Here is a 16,812-nt window from a genome sequence, read left to right on the forward strand (position 1 = left end):
TTCTTAATGATAGTAGGGAATATTCGACCATTCTTTTTAATACCCCCTTTGTTAGCATAGGTGTTGTGAGTCCTGTCTGTTGCATGAGGCAGGCAGGATAAACAAAAACATAACCATGCAAAGGGGATGGAATTGATGAACGTCAAGAAGATGGCAACTGCTTCACTTCTTTCAATGGGAATCATAGGTTCAATGTTCACAAATACGATTACAGCATATGATCATTCCGATCAGGTGCAGACTGTAGCCCACCGAGGTGCATCAGGATACGCACCAGAAAATACGATGGCAGCCTTTCAAAAAGGTGTTGATATGAAAGCAGATTACATCGAAATTGACGTGCAACAGACAAAAGATGGTGAACTCGTTGTTATCCATGATGTTACGTTAGACCGTACAACGAATGGTACAGGTTATGTAAAGAATCATACACTCGAAGAAATTCGCCAACTGGATGCTGGCAGTTATTTTTCTCCTGAATTCGCAGGTGAAAAGGTCCCAACCCTTGAAGAAGTACTTGATGAATTCCGCGGTAAAACAGGTATTCTTATCGAACTAAAAGCTACCTACCATTACCCTGGAATCGAAGAAAAAGTAGCCGAAGCGTTAAAAGAAAGAAATATGCATAAACCTAATAATGATAAGATCATCGTGCAGTCATTTCAATTTGAATCAATGAAAAAAATGGACAAGCTGCTGCCTAATGTTCCTGTTGGTCTTTTGGTCTATCTTGCAACAGATCTTACAGAAGCAAAGCTCGAGGAATTTTCCGCTTATGCAGAATATATTAATCCAAGCAAATCACTTGTTACTTCGTCGGTTGTAGAAAAAGTACATGAACAGGATATGGGGATCATGGCATGGACGGTACGCAAACCAGAAGAAGTACAACCGCTTCTTGACGCTGAAGTAGATGCGATTATTACGGACTATCCGGATTATGTTCCTTCCCATAAAGAAGACTAAAGAAAAGTGTCGAGGCGTAAGAAACGCTTCGGCACTTTTTGTTTTTTATACTGTGTAAGTACATTCATTCAAACATCTCTCACCTATTACGTCTCTTACCCATACTCTTTACTAACAAGGAGGCTATGGAAATGGGACCATTCATTCTTTTTATTCAGGAATTATTATTGTTGTACAGTATCGCTTTATTAGGGTACATCCTTCGAAAGAGAAACATCCTTCCTCCTGGCAGTGAAAAAGTTCTTACTGCCCTTATCTTAAACGTTACACTTCCTGCTCTGATTTTGTTCGGTATGGATGTACCGTTTTCAATGGAAAATGTTAAACAGTTCGGCTGGCTCTCTCTCATGTCATCTTTTGTGTTGATCACATCCTCCATTATTGCTTCTAAAACGGTTAAAAAACTGAAGCCTCAGCCCAGCCAAAAAAACGCGTTAGAAGGAATCATGATCTTTGGAAACCAAGGCTTCCTGGGTATTGCCGTATGCTTTCTTTTATTCGGTAAAGAAGGTATATTCTATGCCACTCTCTTTAATTTTGTCTATTTGTTAATGATATGGACGTATGCCATCTATTTATTTGCGAGAGTATCAAAAACCATTCCGTGGAAGAACGTTTTCTTCAACTCAGGCGTCCTTGCCACAATGTTTGGTTTTATCTTAATGATTCTGCCGGGTACCTTGCCCACCGTATTATCCAATACGTTAGAGATGACGGGGAAACCAACCGTTCCTCTTTCTATGCTATTAATCGGGGTTCTTTTAGGAACAATACCTCTTCATCAGCTAACGTCCTTATTGATAAATCGGCATTTATGGCTCGCTTCCTTTTACAAACTCATTTTGTTTCCGCTTCTATTGGTTCCGTTTGTTCTATTTTCTTTGCCCTTCCACCTATTTGCCGTTGCTGTTTTAGTCGCTGGGATGCCTTCAGCTCCAACGATCTCCATGTATGCAGAAAAGTATGGAGAAGACGCCTCATATGCGGCGGCAGGGGTGGCACTTAGCACTTTTTTCTCCTGTTTAACAATACCCGCTCTTTACAGCCTTCTCCTAGTAATCTCGGCCCTTGCCTGAGTCTGAGATTTCGAGCAGAATCTCTGGATATGGGGCAAAAAATGTTTGCTGTAAGACGTCATGCTCTTCAAAACGAATCGCGTAAGATTTTAACAAAGTGGTGATACTGGAAAACGCCTCTTTCTTAGCTGCATATTTATCGAGAAGTTCTTCAAAAAAAGCAATCTCTTTAGCTGACAATTTCATTTCGAACTTTTTAAAGATTTCTTTTGCCACATTCCGGTTCGAATCGTTTCTGGATGTCCGGTTAAACAATTTGCTCAGCGACTTTGCGTACAGCTTTACCGTCATTTCCTCCCCGTTTTTTTCGATGTTTCTTAAGATCCGGTTCATGACCTTTAATGTCGGATTGCTGTAAGCCATTAGTAAGTATTGATTTTTTCTGTGAAAATCTTTAATCGCTTCTAACCCATTAGGCATGACTCTTCGAAAAGAAGCTAACGTGAACAATTTTGTATAAAACCGGTCTCGTATCGTGAAATTATTCAAACGGCCTTCCTCCTCAACCGCTAAATGCGAAAAGAGCTCTGCTACCTTTCCGCCGAACAATCCACTCGCATGACCAATAGCTGGACCTTTTTCTGTTGAAGCATAAACTTTTACTTCTTTTAAACCGCATGAGGGAGAACGCGTTTTAAGAATAAAACCATCCGTGTCCTGAACGCCTGCTAGATAACTTTCTGAAAATAATCGCATCTCCTTTGTAACGTCTCTCCCCGTGGAAGGCTGCACTAACAAATGCTGATCCTCTTTTTTTACAATGCGAATGGTTTCTCTCGGAGTTCCAAGACCAATCTCAACCTCTGGACAAACAGGGACAAAATCTACATATTCCATCAGCTTTTTAATCACATCATTATAGATAACATCCCCGTTATACCGGCATGCATCGAACTCCAGGCACTTACTAACCACAACTTTTGGTCTTGCATAAGCTCCCATAATTCCAACTCCCTTATTACCGTTTTTAACATTGTTCCACTTTTACGTGAAATGTTATCATCTTTTCTGTAAAATGTTGGTTAACGAGAGGAGAGTTTTCATGGCATATTATGAAGAATTACGAAAGCATGTAGGAAGTGCACCGCTCATTTTACCTGGATCCGTTGTCATCATTGAAAATGAAAAGGAAGAAATATTGCTGCAGCACCGCAGAGATGGCGGTTGGGGACTCCCAGGGGGATTAATGGAACATGGCGAAAGTTTTGAAGAAACCGCAGTGCGCGAGGTGAAAGAGGAAACTGGACTAGAAATTGACGGCTTAACGCAGCTCTATGTTTATTCAGGTAAAGACCACTATATACAAACACCAAATGGGGATGAATTGTTTGCTGTAACCGCTGTATATACCGCGAGTGAAGTGAAAGGCGACCTGTTAATAGATGAAGATGAATCTTTTGAATTTCGGTACTTTTCATTAGATAAGCTTCCAGATGGCCTGTTAAAAGGTGCTCAAAAGTACATACACTATTTTGTTGAACAAAAAGAAACGAGCAGAGCTTTCCGGTAATTATGCCGGAGTGTCTGTTCGTTTTTCGTTAAACTTCAGTTCAATGTAATCACATACAGGAGCATACCCGATCTTTTGATAAATTTTATTGGAGGTCGGATTAGCTAGATCGGTATACAACGTGCAAAATTCATATCCTTCTTGCAGAAGGTATTCGCTTAAAGCAGCTACACATGTACTCGCATATCCCTTCCCACGCAACTCTTTAGGTGTATAAACGAGATTCACAGAGACCCCTTTGACGTTCGGCCTCGTTTTAGCTGCCATGGATACGGGGCGGCCATTTTCCTCCCATATAAAAAGAAATCCATCTTCCATTCTGGTCTTCGCATATTCTTCCGCTTCTCCATATGTCATCAGCTGGTTCGTCTCTTCTGTCATGTTTAAAATCCATTGAGGCAAAAAGTGTAAATCAGCCTGTGTTGCGTGACGTAATTTCCCGGGACGTGCCGCAGGCTTTATGACATGTTGGAGTGTATATAGACGAAGATCCATCGTCACCTTTTCTTCTAACTGATTGGCCGCCGACCACTTCTTAGCAAAAGCTTTTCCAACAGCTTTAGGTGACAGGATTTTATGAATTGCAAAATTTTCTTTGATTAAATAGTGAATTAAACTTGGGACAGCAGCTACACCATTCGCTTCATCTTTTTCAAGAAGCAGTAAGGCGTACGGCGGAATAAGCATAGCCGCAAGCATAATCGCTCCATCCTTCTTAACAGTCGCGAGAAATGGTTTTTCCTCTTCCCACTTCTTGTCTTTAAATCTTAAACTATTCCAAATCATCATTCCTGCTCTGTCTTCCTGACCCAGTAAAAATGACTCTGCCTCTTCATAGAATGCAGAGATAGACTCATAACGTGTGATTTCCATGACAATAGACCCTCTCTTTATCTTTAAAGTCTGTAATCCTATATATTTCAATCCTTACAGAATGATTCCTGCTTTTTCACAAAATCTAAATTCTTTATTTGATTAAAGGAAGTGGTTTTCTGATATACTTACGATAACGTAAAGGAAGGTGAACGGAATGAGTACACATGTATTCACGAAACGCGAAGAAATTGCAAATGCCATCACACATGGTCTTGGTGTCCTTCTAAGTGTAGCTGTGACTTCCATTCTTCTCGTGTTTGCAGTTTGGAAAGGAACAGCAGTTCATATCGTAAGCTTTGCCGTTTTTGGAGGAACGATGCTCGCCCTTTATACGGCTTCAACCCTCGTGCATGCTTTTCCTAAAGGACGCGTAAAAGATATATTTGAAATCATGGACCATGCAGCCATCTATCTCTTTATTGCTGGTACGTATACTCCGATTGTTTTGATCGTAGTTGGAGGCGCGCTTGGCTGGACATTGTTTGGTGTTGTTTGGGGACTTGCTATTTTTGGAGTCGTCTTTAAAGTCTTTTTCACGAAAAAATTTGTTGTATTATCCACCCTTGGATATGTAGCCATGGGGTGGCTGATCACGTTTGCTTTTCAAGACATCTCAGCGAACATGCCTCCAGCAGGAATACAATTACTCGTTGCAGGCGGGATCATTTATACGCTCGGGAGCATCTTTTATGTGTGGCGCAGTTTTCCTTTTCACCATGCAGTATGGCATCTGTTCGTTTTAGCAGGAAGCGTCGTACATTTTCTTATGATGTTTTACGTGTTGCCCTCTTAATAAAATCGGTGAAGAGCAGAGAATTTCTCTGCTCTTTTTTTATGCAGATTCTTGAATTTCACTCTGTTCTCGCCTGACCATTCGCGTGGTTCGCACATGGCTATCTAACTTTCGATCATGATATCGTTTACATAATTTTGCGGTCACAAGCTTAAAACCACAACTAAGATTGATTAATCAATCGTTTATATTGTAAAAGTAAACCGAAACACTTTTTTAGCGTTTCGGATATAACAATTGAAAAGCAGGTATCTTAAGCTGCTCCCAAATACGAGACACGGCATAGTCCGTGAAGGTTAATCGAATCCCTAATAAAAACCCCATGTAAGCTGTCGCTGTTAAATCTTCATCTGATTCTTCTAAAACGCCACTTTTTTGACCATTCCTAATGATTTGTTGAAGTTTTAGAATAAACTCTAGGCTAAAATCATCAAGAATTTTAAACGGTTCTGGAAATTTAGTATGCTGTCCAATTACTTGTACAACTAACTGCAGATACGTGTGCATTTCAATAAAGGTACGAATATGTTTGTCTATCATACTTTTAATTTCAGCTAATATGTCCTCTGCTTCGGGATCAAAATCTAACAATGTTGTTCTATATTTTGTTTCTAAGGGCTCTGTTACAGCATGGTAAAACAACTGATCTTTGTTTTCAAAGTACGTAAATACACTCCCGAAACTTACACCAGAAGCTTTTGCCACTTTTGCAATTGTCGTACTTTCATAACCTTGTTGGGCAAATAAAATAATTGCTTGCTGAAGAATCTTTTCTCGCTTCTGTTCCATCGTTTTTACTTGTTTATCTGATAAAGGCACAATAGTATCTCCTTACTCCAATACGAATGATTGGTTAATCAATCATTATTATACGTAATATGTTAAAATAAGTAAATCAATTTTTTTCGAGGTATATGACATGAAAAATCCTGAGTTTATCGAACACTCAATCTTCACGATGTGCATGATTCAGCAAAATGACTATGTGTTGCTTATCAACCGTCCTGATGACCGTGGTTTCCCAGGTTACCTGGCTCCCGGAGGAAAAGTAGATTTTCCCGAAAGCTTAGTAGAGGGAGCGATTAGAGAGGTAGCGGAAGAAACGGGGTTAACCGTTTCTAACCTAATATTTAAAGGCATAGATGAATACGTAAATCCTCAAAAGAATGTAAGATACATGGTGTTTAACTATTGGACAAATACGTTTCAAGGTGAACTTTTAACAGATCCTCCAGAAGGGGAGCTTGTGTGGGTGTCAATCAATGAAGCATTGAATCTTCCAATGCAGAATTGGTTTAAAGAAAGATTACCTCTTTTCTTTGAAGAAGGCACATTTGAAGTACAGAGAGTCTGGGATGGTGATAAAGATGAGGAGGTTGAAGTTAAGATAAGAAAAACTTGAGTAAGGTACACATAGTGTTGTTGTCGTGTTTTGTCGAAGTTTGTAAACTCGTGGATATCTGCCTAAAATTTTTGGATTCACGACCAAAACTTTTGGATTCGCACCCTAAATTTGTGGATTCACCGCCAAAACTTTTGGATTCACGGCCTAAACCTGTAGATCCCACCCTTCTCAGCACCAAACCTCTCTTCCAGACAAGCCATTCACCTCTTTCACACCCCCTAAAATAGGAAAGGATGACTCAATCAAGAGTCATCCCTCCTTATTTCAATCATTTTACTTAATAATCTGCAGGTTCTTAGGGTATTTCGTCAATGTTTCGTATCCATCTGCGGTTACAACGACATCGTCCTCGATTCGTACGCCGCCAAGGTCATCGATATAGATGCCTGGCTCAATCGTGTATGTCATGCCTTCACGCAGCACGCCATCGTTGTTATCACTCATCGACGGGAACTCATGCACATCAATCCCCAAGCCATGACCGATTCTGTGCGGGAAGTAATCACCATAGCCCGCTTCCGTGATGTGATTACGCGCGATTACATCAAGGTCACCGATGCGCGTACCTGGCTTAGATGCTTCAAGTGCCTTTAACTGTGCTTGTAATACCGTTTCATAGATTTCACGTCGCTTTTCGTCTAAATCGCCAAACGCAACCGTTCTCGTAATGTCAGAACAATAGCCATCCAAAACAACGCCAAGGTCGAACAGTACCAGATCTCCGTGCTGAAGCTTCCTTAAGCCAGGCTTACCATGGGGCTGTCCCGCTTTTTCACCAAAAAGGACCATCGTGGAGAACGACATCTGGCTGATTCCTTTTTTCTTTAGCTCGTACTCGATTTTCGCAAGAACTTCCATCTCCGTTACGCCCTCGTGAAGGGCTGCTACACCGACTTCAACACCATAATCCGCAAGCTTGGCTGCTTCTTTCAATGTTTCCAGTTCGCTTTCTTCTTTAATCAGTCGAAGTTCGTTTAAATATTCTTCAGCAGCCACTATATTTGCGTCATGGAACATGTGTTGAAGCTTCTCTCCACGCGCATATGGAAGTGATTCCTTTTCGACAGCAAACGATGAAGCAATCACTACACCTTGCATGTCTAATTTTTCTTGTACTTTGTCCCATGGATCCTCAGAATCACTATAACCTACAATATCGTATGTCCAGCCTGCCGCTTTAGCTTGAGTGCGTTCCATCCCTGGACAGATCATGAAAGGCTCTCCTTCTGGTAATACAAAGACTCCAAGTACACGCTCATGGGGATCTGTGAACAGTCCAGACAAATAGAAAACGTTTGCCGTCGTATGAATAAACGCGAATGCATGTCCCTTTTCCTTTAACCAATCTTTTACCTTTTGAATACGTCCTTCGTTCATATGTATTCCTCCTATAAAAGCCGATGACGGCCGAAAATATGTGTCTCTATGTCCATTGTAAAAGAAACGGTTGCAAAAAAACAGGAGCACACACCGCTTATCGCAAATGTGTGCCCTTTTATATGGTTTAAAATTGTACTTTTTCTTCGATGAACTTCTTCAAATCAGAAATCTTCACACGTGTTTGTTCCATCGTGTCACGGTCACGCACGGTAACCATGCCGTCTTCTTTAGAATCAAAGTCGTACGTGATACAGAACGGTGTACCGATCTCATCCTGACGGCGGTAACGTTTACCGATTGACCCTGTTTCGTCATAGTCCACCATAAAGTCTCTTGCGAGTGAGCTGAACACGTCAGTTGCTTCTTCAGAAAGTTTTTTCGACAAAGGCAGGATTGCTGCTTTATAAGGAGCAAGTGCTGGATGCAAGTGCATCACCGTTCTTGTCGTTCCATCCTCAAGCTCTTCATCTTCATAAGCATCGATTAAGAATGCCAATGTCACTCGGTCAGCACCTAGTGATGGCTCGATGCAATAAGGAATATAGCGCTCGTTCGTTTCTTGGTCGATATAGTTAAAGTCTTCACCAGAGAATTCCATGTGTCTCTTTAAGTCAAAATCAGTTCGAGATGCTACACCCCAAAGCTCACCCCAGCCAAACGGAAATTTGTATTCAAAGTCCGTTGTTGCATTTGAATAGTGAGAAAGCTCATCTTCATTATGGTCACGAAGACGAAGGTTTTCTTCCGTCATGCCAAGAGATTTCAGCCAGTTCTCCGCTGTATCTTTCCAATGGTTGAACCATGTCATCTCTTCACCTGGCTTACAGAAGAACTCAAGCTCCATCTGTTCGAACTCACGCGTACGGAATGTGAAGTTACCTGGTGTGATTTCATTACGGAAGCTCTTACCAACCTGCGCGATACCAAACGGCAATTTCTTACGCATCGTACGCTGAACGTTTTTAAAGTTAACGAAAATCCCTTGAGCAGTCTCTGGACGCATATAGATTTCGTTCGAGCTGGATTCAGTTACCCCTTGGTGGGTTTTAAACATTAAGTTAAATTGGCGGATGCTCGTAAAGTCATGGCTTCCACATTCAGGACAAGCAATATTGTACTCTTTTACGAGTTCTTCCATCTTTTCGAACGGAAGACCATCAACGATAATTTCTTTTCCTGCTTGATCCGCTGCATCTTCAATCAGCTTATCAGCACGGTGACGCGCTTTACAGTTTTTGCAATCCATCATCGGATCGTTGAAGTTGCCGATATGACCAGATGCTTCCCACGTACGAGGGTTCATTAGAATGGCTGCATCAAGTCCAACATTGTATGGTGATTCTTGTACAAACTTTTTCCACCACGCTTTTTTTACGTTGTTCTTCAGTTCAACACCAAGCGGACCGTAATCCCACGTGTTTGCTAGACCTCCGTAAATTTCAGATCCCGGGAATACAAAACCGCGATGTTTCGCATGATTTGTGATGGTTTCCATGTTTTTTGTCATTTTAATTCCTCCCATTTTTGAGTTTGCCTTAATGGATGGGAATCTTTTAAAAAATAAAAAACTCCCGTCCCAAGGCATAAAGCCCAGGGACGAGAGTTATAGCTCCCGCGGTTCCACCCTAGTTGATCCGTATGTACGAATCCTCTTTTTCAAAAGCAACTCCGGATTGCCGTTTCACTAATGTCTCCTGCCAGGCTTTCACCGCCCCCGGCTCGCTTCTAAAGAGTGTCAGATTAGCTACTATTCATCCTTCATGGTTGCGTAATATCTTTTATAATAAAGTAATATTACCAAAAAACAAAATCGTTAGTCAAAGAATTTTCATATTGTATGTGCGGGTTACGTTTTTGGTGCAAGCTCTTGTTGAACTTGATCCAAAGTCGGGAGAGCCGTCATCGCTCCTTTTACAGAGGCAGCAAGCCCTCCTGAAATGCTCGCGAACTCAGCCATCTTACATGCTTGTTCAAGAGAAACATCTTGAAGTGTACCATTGTATTCGTTTAATCCGTGCAAGATTCCAGACACATAAGCATCACCTGCTCCAGTTGTATCAACAGCCTCAACCGCTTTTGCAGGGATATGCTCTCCTCCTTCTTCTGTCACAACATAGCTTCCGTCATCTCCTAGTGTGATAAAGAGAAGCGGAATATTGTATTGCTGAAGAACTTTGATCCCTTCCTCAACCTTTTTTAACCCAGTTATAAATTCAAGCTCTTCTTCTGAAATCTTTACAATATCAGCATGAGGCAGCATCGAGATGATGGTTTCTCGTGCGTGCAGAGCCGTTTTCCACAGTGATAAACGCAAGTTGGGGTCATACGAGATCCACATACCATTTTCTTTTGCCAGTCTTACTGCTTTTTCGGTAGCGCTTTTTGATGGCTCGCCTATTAAGGATATCGAGCCAAAATGGAGGATTTTATGTTCCTTGAATAAACTTGGCTGAATATCTTTTTCTTCTAAAAATCGGTCAGCACTCGGATTAATATAAAAATCAAAGGTGCGTTCACCGTTTTCGGCCAATGTCACAAAGACGGCACCCGTTCGAACGTTGTCGGTTTTATACACATGAAACGCGTTCACTCCATAGCTTTTCAAGGTATCAATCATAAAGTTTCCTAAAACATCGTCCCCAACTTTACCTAAAAACGCAGATTTCGTTCCTAAACGGGCAAGCCCCACTGCCACATTAGCCGGAGCCCCACCAGGACTTTTTTGATAAAAGGCATTGCTATTATCTGTCGGGATAAAATCAACGAGTGCTTCTCCTAGAGAAATAACTCCCTTTTTCATCATTGCCTCTCCCTTTCAATATGGAAACTTTTTAGGCAGCGTCAGCCTGATTTTATCACTTATTTCATTTTAATCTGCAATAGTGAAGTTTCCCCTTTTGTTGCTTCTGAAGCAGCACGCTTGTCCATAGATTCTAAAGCTTCACCGTTCGTAATCACAATCGGCGTAATCGTACTTGCCGCCTTTTCTTTGATTAGATCAAGATCGAAGCTTAACAGTTTGTCTCCTGCCTTTACTTTATCTCCTACCTTCACAAACCCTTCAAAGCCTTCTCCATCCATACTCACTGTCTCCAGTCCAACGTGAATCAAGATTTCTGCTCCTGACTCGGATTGGATGCCAATGGCATGCTTCGTGTGGAAGAACTGAACAATTTCGCCATTTACGGGTGAAACGACGACTCCTTCTGTTGGTTCTATTGCAATACCGTCACCCATCATCTTCTCTGCAAATGTTGGATCTGGCACTTCTTCTATGGACACAATTTTTCCTGTTAAAGGAGCTACAAGCGTTTCTTCTTTTTGTACTTCTTTTTTTCCAAATAATTTATTAAACATCATTTCCACTCACCTTTCAGTAAACTTACCTTTATACTTTTCACCTGTCCAACCGCTTTAAAACATTTTTCATAGCGATATAAAGATATAAAAGAAGACCAAAGAACAAACAAGATAGTCATGTCTCGATGTTCTTTCGGTCTTTTTCATCATGTTTGCAGGTCAAACTTTCCCTATAAAAGTAAGGCAACCCCAACTCTAATGTCAATTAAAATGATATGGCTTATTGATAAAGGGCATTTGATAACAAACGGAATAAATAGTCTGTATGGTCTCGGAAACCAGCTTCTAGTCCGATCAGCGTTACATCTTTATCTGTTTCTTCAACAATGACCGCTTTTCCTGAAGCTTGTTCATACCCTTTCCAGTGTCCCGCAACAAAAAAGTCACCTGTATTAAATAACGCTACAGTTTTAGCTTTACCCAGTTCCGTAAACCAAACCGGCTTGTACACAAATCCTAAGTCGTTGTCCTTATACCCTTTGCTCAGCTCATCTTCTTCATACGAAACTTCTACAATCCCGTTGCTGTCAGAGCCGCCGGTATTCACTTTCACATTTGTTAGACCCAGCATGCTGGATGCTTTAGCACCGCCTGCACCAATAGAAATATATTTACCGCCATTCTCTACATACGCTTGAACATTCGTCTTGAATTGGTCGTATGCTTCTTTGCTGCCAAGAACAAAAGGCTTGTTCGCTTCTCTCATTTTCTCATATTGCAGCATTAGATCGGTTCCGCTGTAAATAAAAGCATCAAATCCAGTTAGGCCGTGCTCGGCTACTTCTTTTGGCGTCACTTCAGTTACAGAAAAACCTAAACGACGAAGAGCAAGCTTAGTGCCGGCATGCGTTTGTGCTTTATTAATGCCTCCATCTTTCAAAATCGCTACTTTCATTTCTGATAATTTTTTCTTCTGAGAGGGAATAACGCTCGTTTCAAGTATAACCCCTGAATTCTTTACAAGCGCCTTATTTTTCCCCGTCACGTTCTCCACATAGAAGTTTCCATCATTCCCCTTATAAACATCTGTTCCCGCTTGCAGCAATCCATTTACTAGACTCACAGCTTTCACTGAGCTGTTCTTAATCACGTAAGGTCCTTTTCCGTTCAAAGAGCCTTCAAAGTCCGCTTTTTTTACCTTTGTGGTTTTAACATTTAGTTCTGACTTCACTTCATTCGCCTCAAAGCCCCAAAGCTCCGGCAAGCTCCATGCTGAAATATCATACATCGCAGGCGTGTCATTCGTAATGTCTTCACCATTCCAAAGCATCGTGTTCGCAAGCCCAGCTTTCGCTTGATCCATCTGGACAATGTAAGTACCTTCAGGATATGTCACCCCGTTTGCTTGGAAAGACTTACTCGCTTTTTCAACCGAGATGTCGTTCGTAAGAAGATGATTTACGGCTTTCTCCGTAACGGTAGGATCTTTTTTGTCTACTGGAAGTACATAGGCATTCGGAAAAAATCCTTCTTTATGATAAGGATGATCAAAGTTAATACCTCGTTTGAAGATCTCAATCTGATCTGTCAGCATCCCTTGCTTATTTTTTGTTGAAAACTTTAATGCACCCATCACGGCATCGTTAGCCCATTTCACGCCATCCCAGCTGTTCGTCGGTGCTTCGAGCGTATATCCGTAAGCACCATGATACATGGCATACATCGGTGTGAAGATTGGCGGATAATCATCCCAGCCCGCACTATCATCACGCTGAGGGATGTACGACCCTGTCATCGTTCGATACGTTTCACTCTCGTATTCTGCCTTATTTTCTACGATCTCTGCCTCCATTGCTTCCGCCTGATCGAGAGCCCACTTAGAAAACAGATCATATTCATAATTCGGATTATGTGGTGGCGTACAAGGCTCGATCAATCCCGGCTTACCATCGATCCAATTTACATATCCGTGAAGGTCCAAGAACACCATCGGATTCCACTCTGTAATAAGATCCACCGTTTGTTGTGTTTCAGGTTGTGACTGCGTAATAAAGTCACGGTTCAAATCAATGCCTTCACTGTTAAAACGTGTCCCGTCTACTCTGCCATCGGGGTTTGCTACCACGTTAAAGATTAATATATTACTAGCAAGAATGTTCTTTGTTGTTTCATCGTTCTCAAAAGCAAATCGTTCGATCAGCTGAAGAACTGCATCTGAACCTATGTATTCCGTACCATGAATAGAGCCATTTATCATAACAGGTACTTTAAAATCCGAATTTTTAGCAACCCATTCTTGCGCTTTCTCTGGATTTTTAATCATTTGCTTACGCAGCTTCTTGTAATGTCCATACTTTCCTTTGTCTTCAGGATTTGAAATGGTAATCACATATAAAGGATAGCCATCTGCAGATTTACCTGTGATTTCTAAAGAAACACGCTTACTTTCTTTATCAATCTGTTTAAGCTTTTCCCCCATTTTTGAGTATTTTACAAAATCATAATGCTCAGAGTTAAAAGGACTTCCATCTGCCTCTTCACTCACATTTACATTTTCCCACTGTTTTGGTGGTGCTTCTGCTATAACTGCATACGGAGTTGAAGCTAGTAAACTCACACTCAAAAGCCCAGCCATCCATTGTTTTTTCATTCTTTTGTTCTCCCCTTCCTCATCATGAGAGTAATTATACTTAATGGTGAATATTTATTCAATTATATTTTCATTCGTTTGCACATTACTCCAACTGATATTCCATGTTTCACCATGAAAGCCTTTTCATTTTTAGAAAAAGGATAAAAATGAGAACAAAAGCATAGTTCTATGTACACAAAAAAACCTCGTTGATACGAGGTTTGCTATTTTTTATGAGCATTGCCTGTCAGTTTGGCCAATTCATGTTTTCTTTTCGCTATATACTCCAGATCAAGCTGTTGCAGTACCTCTTTTTGGATACCCTGTTCAACGTATTTTTCAAAATCCCATACTATTTTTTTATTTTCAGCAAGGGCATATCTAGCCGTGATGGTTAGCGCATCATAAATCGTTAGAATTACTGAGATGTCTTCTTTGCCATAATGGCGAATTTGATAAAAAGTATGATAGACGACTTCTTTGAATGCATGTTTAGGAACTGTTAGTCTCGGCTCATTTTCAGAATCAAAAAACACCATATAGCCGTCCTTCTTTTCGCCCGCTTTAGCGAGCACCCGTCCAATATTTAATATGCACTGGTTAGCCGTGTTTGGGTCATTAATCCCTGGTGATATTGCCCGCAAAGCAATTTCCACCAATTTTTGCGTACTAAAGCCAATATCCTGAAAAACACTTCTTTCCCTGCCGAACGTCATATAGGAAAGTAAATATTCTTTTAACTCATCATTTATTACCTCTTTGTCTGAAAACACCATCATCACAGGTTGATCCTGAGTTAAAAAATCTCCAGTTTGACATAGAATATCAATTTTCAGCTGGTTTTTTTCAGCACATTCGGTCAACCCTTCATGATCGATCAGCTGAAGATAGCCATGTTTGTTCGTAATTATCGTATTTCCATTACAGTGCGACTGAGCAAAAGTATAATCCTCAATGCGCATCCTTTTATGACTCTCCATCTCGTCTAGTTCATCAAGTACTTCTAGCCCTTCACTCGTTAATCGCTCCACCAGTTTACTAACTTGTATAAACGTACCGACATGGTGAATAAAAAAAGCGAAAAAAGCAAGACAGATGATAGCGAGCATGATGCATATCGTTGCAGATACTACATATGGCTCTGAGATAGAGTTCTTCATAAACAGCAGCGTGATGACAGAATAGATAAAGCTTCCCATAAAAAAGACGAGAATCCTCATCGTTATCCGATCTGTCATAAAGGTAGGCAATGTCCGAGGAGAGTATTGTGAAGAATATGTCGTCAAAACTACCATTATGATTGAGAATGTAAAAGTTGTCATCGTTAATAAAGAAGGAGCAATTGAAACTAATATCGTTTGAGCAAGATCAATCTCAGTAAAGAGAAGTTTCGTTATAAGAGAATTTCTTTCAACATCCACACTTGAATCAATATAGATGGTGATGAATGCCAATATGACCGAAACAACGCTATAAATACTCGGTATCACCCATATATTCTGCCTCATCTTAAGCAACATCTTTAAAATCATTAACTTCTCTCACCACCTACTATTTTACTACTCTTCATCTTCCCCAAAATGGGAGGTTTGTAACAAGGTTAGGCTGAATTCAAGTTTAAGAATTTTAATCATTCCACGTTATTTGGGGATATATCCACGCTAAGATGATGAATTCCTGTTATTTTTCATTTATCCGCGTTAGTTTCAATCATTCCACGTAGCACAAAAAAATGTTATAATATGGATAACAAAATGGTGTGAAAGGAAGAAAAGATGAAGGGATATGCCAATAAAGAATCTACACTTCACTATCCGCAAACTACACCATGGTTTCATGTGTCACGAATCGCTATCGGAACGCACTTAGGGGAAATGGACACAACAGATTCGTCTTTATACCAAGAATCCATAGCATTTGCTTTATGTAATGGAATCAACTTTATAGATACGGCGCTCAACTACCGCGGGATGCGATCTGAAAGAGATGTTGGGGCTGTTTTATGCAAGCTTATTCAGCATGAAAAAAAGCTAAAAAGAGAAGAAATCGTGGTTTCGACAAAGGCGGGAATTATTCCCGGAGATATTGATCTTCAGCTCCGTCCTGAAAACTACTTAAAAGATAAACTATTGCATACTGGGATTCTACAAGAACATGACCTTCAAATCGTCGGTCATCATAAGCATGTGTTAAAGCCATCGTATTATGAGTTTGCCATCCAGCAGAGTTTAAATCATCTCCAACTTGATACGATTGATATCCACTACCTGCATAACCCGGAAATCTCCATGCAAGTTCTTGGAGAAGAAACGTTTTATCAAGCATTAGAGGCTTTATTTTGTTTTTACGAAGAACAAGTAGAGCAGGGTGCAATCCGATTTTATGGTCTGGCCGTTTGGTCAGCTTTTACTGAAAATCCCCATGTACGAGGATATATTTCACTCGAGCGCGTCATCGAAACCGCAAGAAAAGTGGCTGGACCCTCTCATCACTGCCGGTTTATACAGACGCCTTTTCATTACAAAAACCAAATCGCCTTAACCGACAAAAATCAGCGGGTGAATGATAAATGGCGCACTTTGTTTGAAGCTGCAGAAGAACTGGAAATCTATGTGACGACGAGCGCGCCTTTTGATTGTGGAAGGTTACAGAACGAAAAGCAATGGACTGCTGATCAACTATTCACCTTTGTTCTTAACACTCCTCGCATTCTTTCTACGATGATCGGAATGAAGAGGGTCGAAACTGTGAAGAAAAACCTTTCTGTCATGAAATTACTGAAGCAGGCACACAAAAGTTAGTGCCTGCTTTATTCATTTTTTTAAGCGAGCATATAATTTCCTAGACGAGCACAAAAGTCCTTATAGCGAGCAT

15 protein-coding genes are annotated in these 16,812 nt (G+C 40.7%); 6 read left to right on the forward strand and 9 right to left on the reverse strand.

From position 1 onward, the window contains the following. Positions 1 to 135 precede the first annotated feature (135 nt). On the forward strand, positions 136 to 966 hold the full coding sequence (locus tag KUV80_RS12435) for a glycerophosphodiester phosphodiesterase (protein ID WP_338083493.1): 831 nt from the start codon (positions 136 to 138) through the stop codon (positions 964 to 966). A gap of 131 nt (positions 967 to 1,097) precedes the next feature. Next, positions 1,098 to 2,042 carry an AEC family transporter gene (locus KUV80_RS12440; protein WP_222463021.1) on the forward strand — a complete coding sequence of 315 codons (945 nt, stop codon included), beginning with the start codon at positions 1,098 to 1,100 and terminating at the stop codon, positions 2,040 to 2,042. On the opposite strand, the gene KUV80_RS12445 is transcribed toward KUV80_RS12440, so the two are convergent. Continuing rightward, the gene (locus tag KUV80_RS12445) at positions 2,019 to 2,984 is read right to left on the reverse strand and encodes a YbgA family protein (protein ID WP_222463022.1); all 966 of its coding nucleotides are present in this window, start codon (positions 2,982 to 2,984) and stop codon (positions 2,019 to 2,021) included. The genes KUV80_RS12440 and KUV80_RS12445 overlap by 24 nt on opposite strands. A gap of 100 nt (positions 2,985 to 3,084) precedes the next feature. Here KUV80_RS12445 and KUV80_RS12450 point away from each other — a divergent pair, with 100 nt between their 5' ends. Further along, the gene (locus tag KUV80_RS12450; RefSeq protein WP_222463023.1) at positions 3,085 to 3,552 is read left to right on the forward strand and encodes an NUDIX hydrolase; all 468 of its coding nucleotides are present in this window, start codon (positions 3,085 to 3,087) and stop codon (positions 3,550 to 3,552) included. On the opposite strand, the gene KUV80_RS12455 is transcribed toward KUV80_RS12450, so the two are convergent. After that, positions 3,553 to 4,425, reverse strand: a complete 873-nt coding sequence (locus KUV80_RS12455) for a GNAT family N-acetyltransferase (protein ID WP_222463024.1) — start codon at positions 4,423 to 4,425, stop codon at positions 3,553 to 3,555. Between the two features lie 157 nt (positions 4,426 to 4,582). Between KUV80_RS12455 and trhA the strand changes: the two genes are divergently transcribed. Continuing rightward, positions 4,583 to 5,221, forward strand: a complete 639-nt coding sequence (gene trhA / locus KUV80_RS12460) for a PAQR family membrane homeostasis protein TrhA (protein WP_222463025.1) — start codon at positions 4,583 to 4,585, stop codon at positions 5,219 to 5,221. A 216-nt stretch (positions 5,222 to 5,437) separates the two neighbouring features. On the opposite strand, the gene KUV80_RS12465 is transcribed toward trhA, so the two are convergent. After that, the gene (locus KUV80_RS12465) at positions 5,438 to 6,040 is read right to left on the reverse strand and encodes a TetR/AcrR family transcriptional regulator (RefSeq protein WP_222463026.1); all 603 of its coding nucleotides are present in this window, start codon (positions 6,038 to 6,040) and stop codon (positions 5,438 to 5,440) included. 100 nt (positions 6,041 to 6,140) lie between these two features. Between KUV80_RS12465 and KUV80_RS12470 the strand changes: the two genes are divergently transcribed. Then, the gene (locus KUV80_RS12470) at positions 6,141 to 6,623 is read left to right on the forward strand and encodes an 8-oxo-dGTP diphosphatase (RefSeq protein WP_222463027.1); all 483 of its coding nucleotides are present in this window, start codon (positions 6,141 to 6,143) and stop codon (positions 6,621 to 6,623) included. 276 nt (positions 6,624 to 6,899) lie between these two features. On the opposite strand, the gene KUV80_RS12475 is transcribed toward KUV80_RS12470, so the two are convergent. The 6 genes from KUV80_RS12475 to KUV80_RS12500 form a co-directional block, all read right to left on the reverse strand. After that, positions 6,900 to 8,003: a M24 family metallopeptidase gene (locus tag KUV80_RS12475; protein ID WP_222463028.1), complete on the reverse strand. Its 1,104-nt coding sequence runs from the start codon at positions 8,001 to 8,003 to the stop codon at positions 6,900 to 6,902. A gap of 127 nt (positions 8,004 to 8,130) precedes the next feature. After that, positions 8,131 to 9,513 carry a glycine--tRNA ligase gene (locus KUV80_RS12480; protein WP_222463029.1) on the reverse strand — a complete coding sequence of 461 codons (1,383 nt, stop codon included), beginning with the start codon at positions 9,511 to 9,513 and terminating at the stop codon, positions 8,131 to 8,133. A 339-nt stretch (positions 9,514 to 9,852) separates the two neighbouring features. Further along, positions 9,853 to 10,806 carry an aminoimidazole riboside kinase gene (locus KUV80_RS12485; RefSeq protein WP_222463030.1) on the reverse strand — a complete coding sequence of 318 codons (954 nt, stop codon included), beginning with the start codon at positions 10,804 to 10,806 and terminating at the stop codon, positions 9,853 to 9,855. Positions 10,807 to 10,865: 59 nt separating this feature from the next. Beyond that, positions 10,866 to 11,363: a PTS sugar transporter subunit IIA gene (locus KUV80_RS12490; protein ID WP_222463164.1), complete on the reverse strand. Its 498-nt coding sequence runs from the start codon at positions 11,361 to 11,363 to the stop codon at positions 10,866 to 10,868. Between the two features lie 223 nt (positions 11,364 to 11,586). Beyond that, positions 11,587 to 13,956, reverse strand: coding sequence for a M14 family zinc carboxypeptidase (locus tag KUV80_RS12495; RefSeq protein ID WP_222463031.1), 2,370 nt, complete (start codon positions 13,954 to 13,956; stop codon positions 11,587 to 11,589). A gap of 206 nt (positions 13,957 to 14,162) precedes the next feature. Further along, positions 14,163 to 15,470, reverse strand: a complete 1,308-nt coding sequence (locus tag KUV80_RS12500; protein WP_222463032.1) for a DUF2254 domain-containing protein — start codon at positions 15,468 to 15,470, stop codon at positions 14,163 to 14,165. 243 nt (positions 15,471 to 15,713) lie between these two features. On the opposite strand from KUV80_RS12500, the gene KUV80_RS12505 reads away from it, so the two are divergent. Further along, positions 15,714 to 16,739: an aldo/keto reductase gene (locus KUV80_RS12505; protein WP_222463033.1), complete on the forward strand. Its 1,026-nt coding sequence runs from the start codon at positions 15,714 to 15,716 to the stop codon at positions 16,737 to 16,739. Positions 16,740 to 16,812 lie beyond the last annotated feature (73 nt).

The organism is Fictibacillus nanhaiensis (assembly GCF_019801215.1).
Lineage (GTDB): Bacteria > Bacillota > Bacilli > Bacillales > Fictibacillaceae > Fictibacillus > Fictibacillus nanhaiensis_C.

Excerpts from the sequence above, each read along its gene's own strand:
- KUV80_RS12435 (WP_338083493.1), top strand. The coding sequence starts at position 136 with ATGAACGTCAAGAAGATGGCAACTGCTTCACTTCTTTCAATGGGAATC.
- KUV80_RS12440 (WP_222463021.1), top strand. The coding sequence starts at position 1,098 with ATGGGACCATTCATTCTTTTTATTCAGGAATTATTATTGTTGTACAGT.
- KUV80_RS12445 (WP_222463022.1), bottom strand. The coding sequence starts at position 2,984 with ATGGGAGCTTATGCAAGACCAAAAGTTGTGGTTAGTAAGTGCCTGGAG.
- KUV80_RS12450 (WP_222463023.1), top strand. The coding sequence starts at position 3,085 with ATGGCATATTATGAAGAATTACGAAAGCATGTAGGAAGTGCACCGCTC.
- KUV80_RS12455 (WP_222463024.1), bottom strand. The coding sequence starts at position 4,425 with ATGGAAATCACACGTTATGAGTCTATCTCTGCATTCTATGAAGAGGCA.
- trhA (WP_222463025.1), top strand. The coding sequence starts at position 4,583 with ATGAGTACACATGTATTCACGAAACGCGAAGAAATTGCAAATGCCATC.
- KUV80_RS12470 (WP_222463027.1), top strand. The coding sequence starts at position 6,141 with ATGAAAAATCCTGAGTTTATCGAACACTCAATCTTCACGATGTGCATG.
- KUV80_RS12475 (WP_222463028.1), bottom strand. The coding sequence starts at position 8,003 with ATGAACGAAGGACGTATTCAAAAGGTAAAAGATTGGTTAAAGGAAAAG.
- KUV80_RS12480 (WP_222463029.1), bottom strand. The coding sequence starts at position 9,513 with ATGACAAAAAACATGGAAACCATCACAAATCATGCGAAACATCGCGGT.
- KUV80_RS12485 (WP_222463030.1), bottom strand. The coding sequence starts at position 10,806 with ATGAAAAAGGGAGTTATTTCTCTAGGAGAAGCACTCGTTGATTTTATC.
- KUV80_RS12490 (WP_222463164.1), bottom strand. The coding sequence starts at position 11,363 with ATGTTTAATAAATTATTTGGAAAAAAAGAAGTACAAAAAGAAGAAACG.
- KUV80_RS12495 (WP_222463031.1), bottom strand. The coding sequence starts at position 13,956 with ATGAAAAAACAATGGATGGCTGGGCTTTTGAGTGTGAGTTTACTAGCT.
- KUV80_RS12500 (WP_222463032.1), bottom strand. The coding sequence starts at position 15,470 with ATGATTTTAAAGATGTTGCTTAAGATGAGGCAGAATATATGGGTGATA.
- KUV80_RS12505 (WP_222463033.1), top strand. The coding sequence starts at position 15,714 with ATGAAGGGATATGCCAATAAAGAATCTACACTTCACTATCCGCAAACT.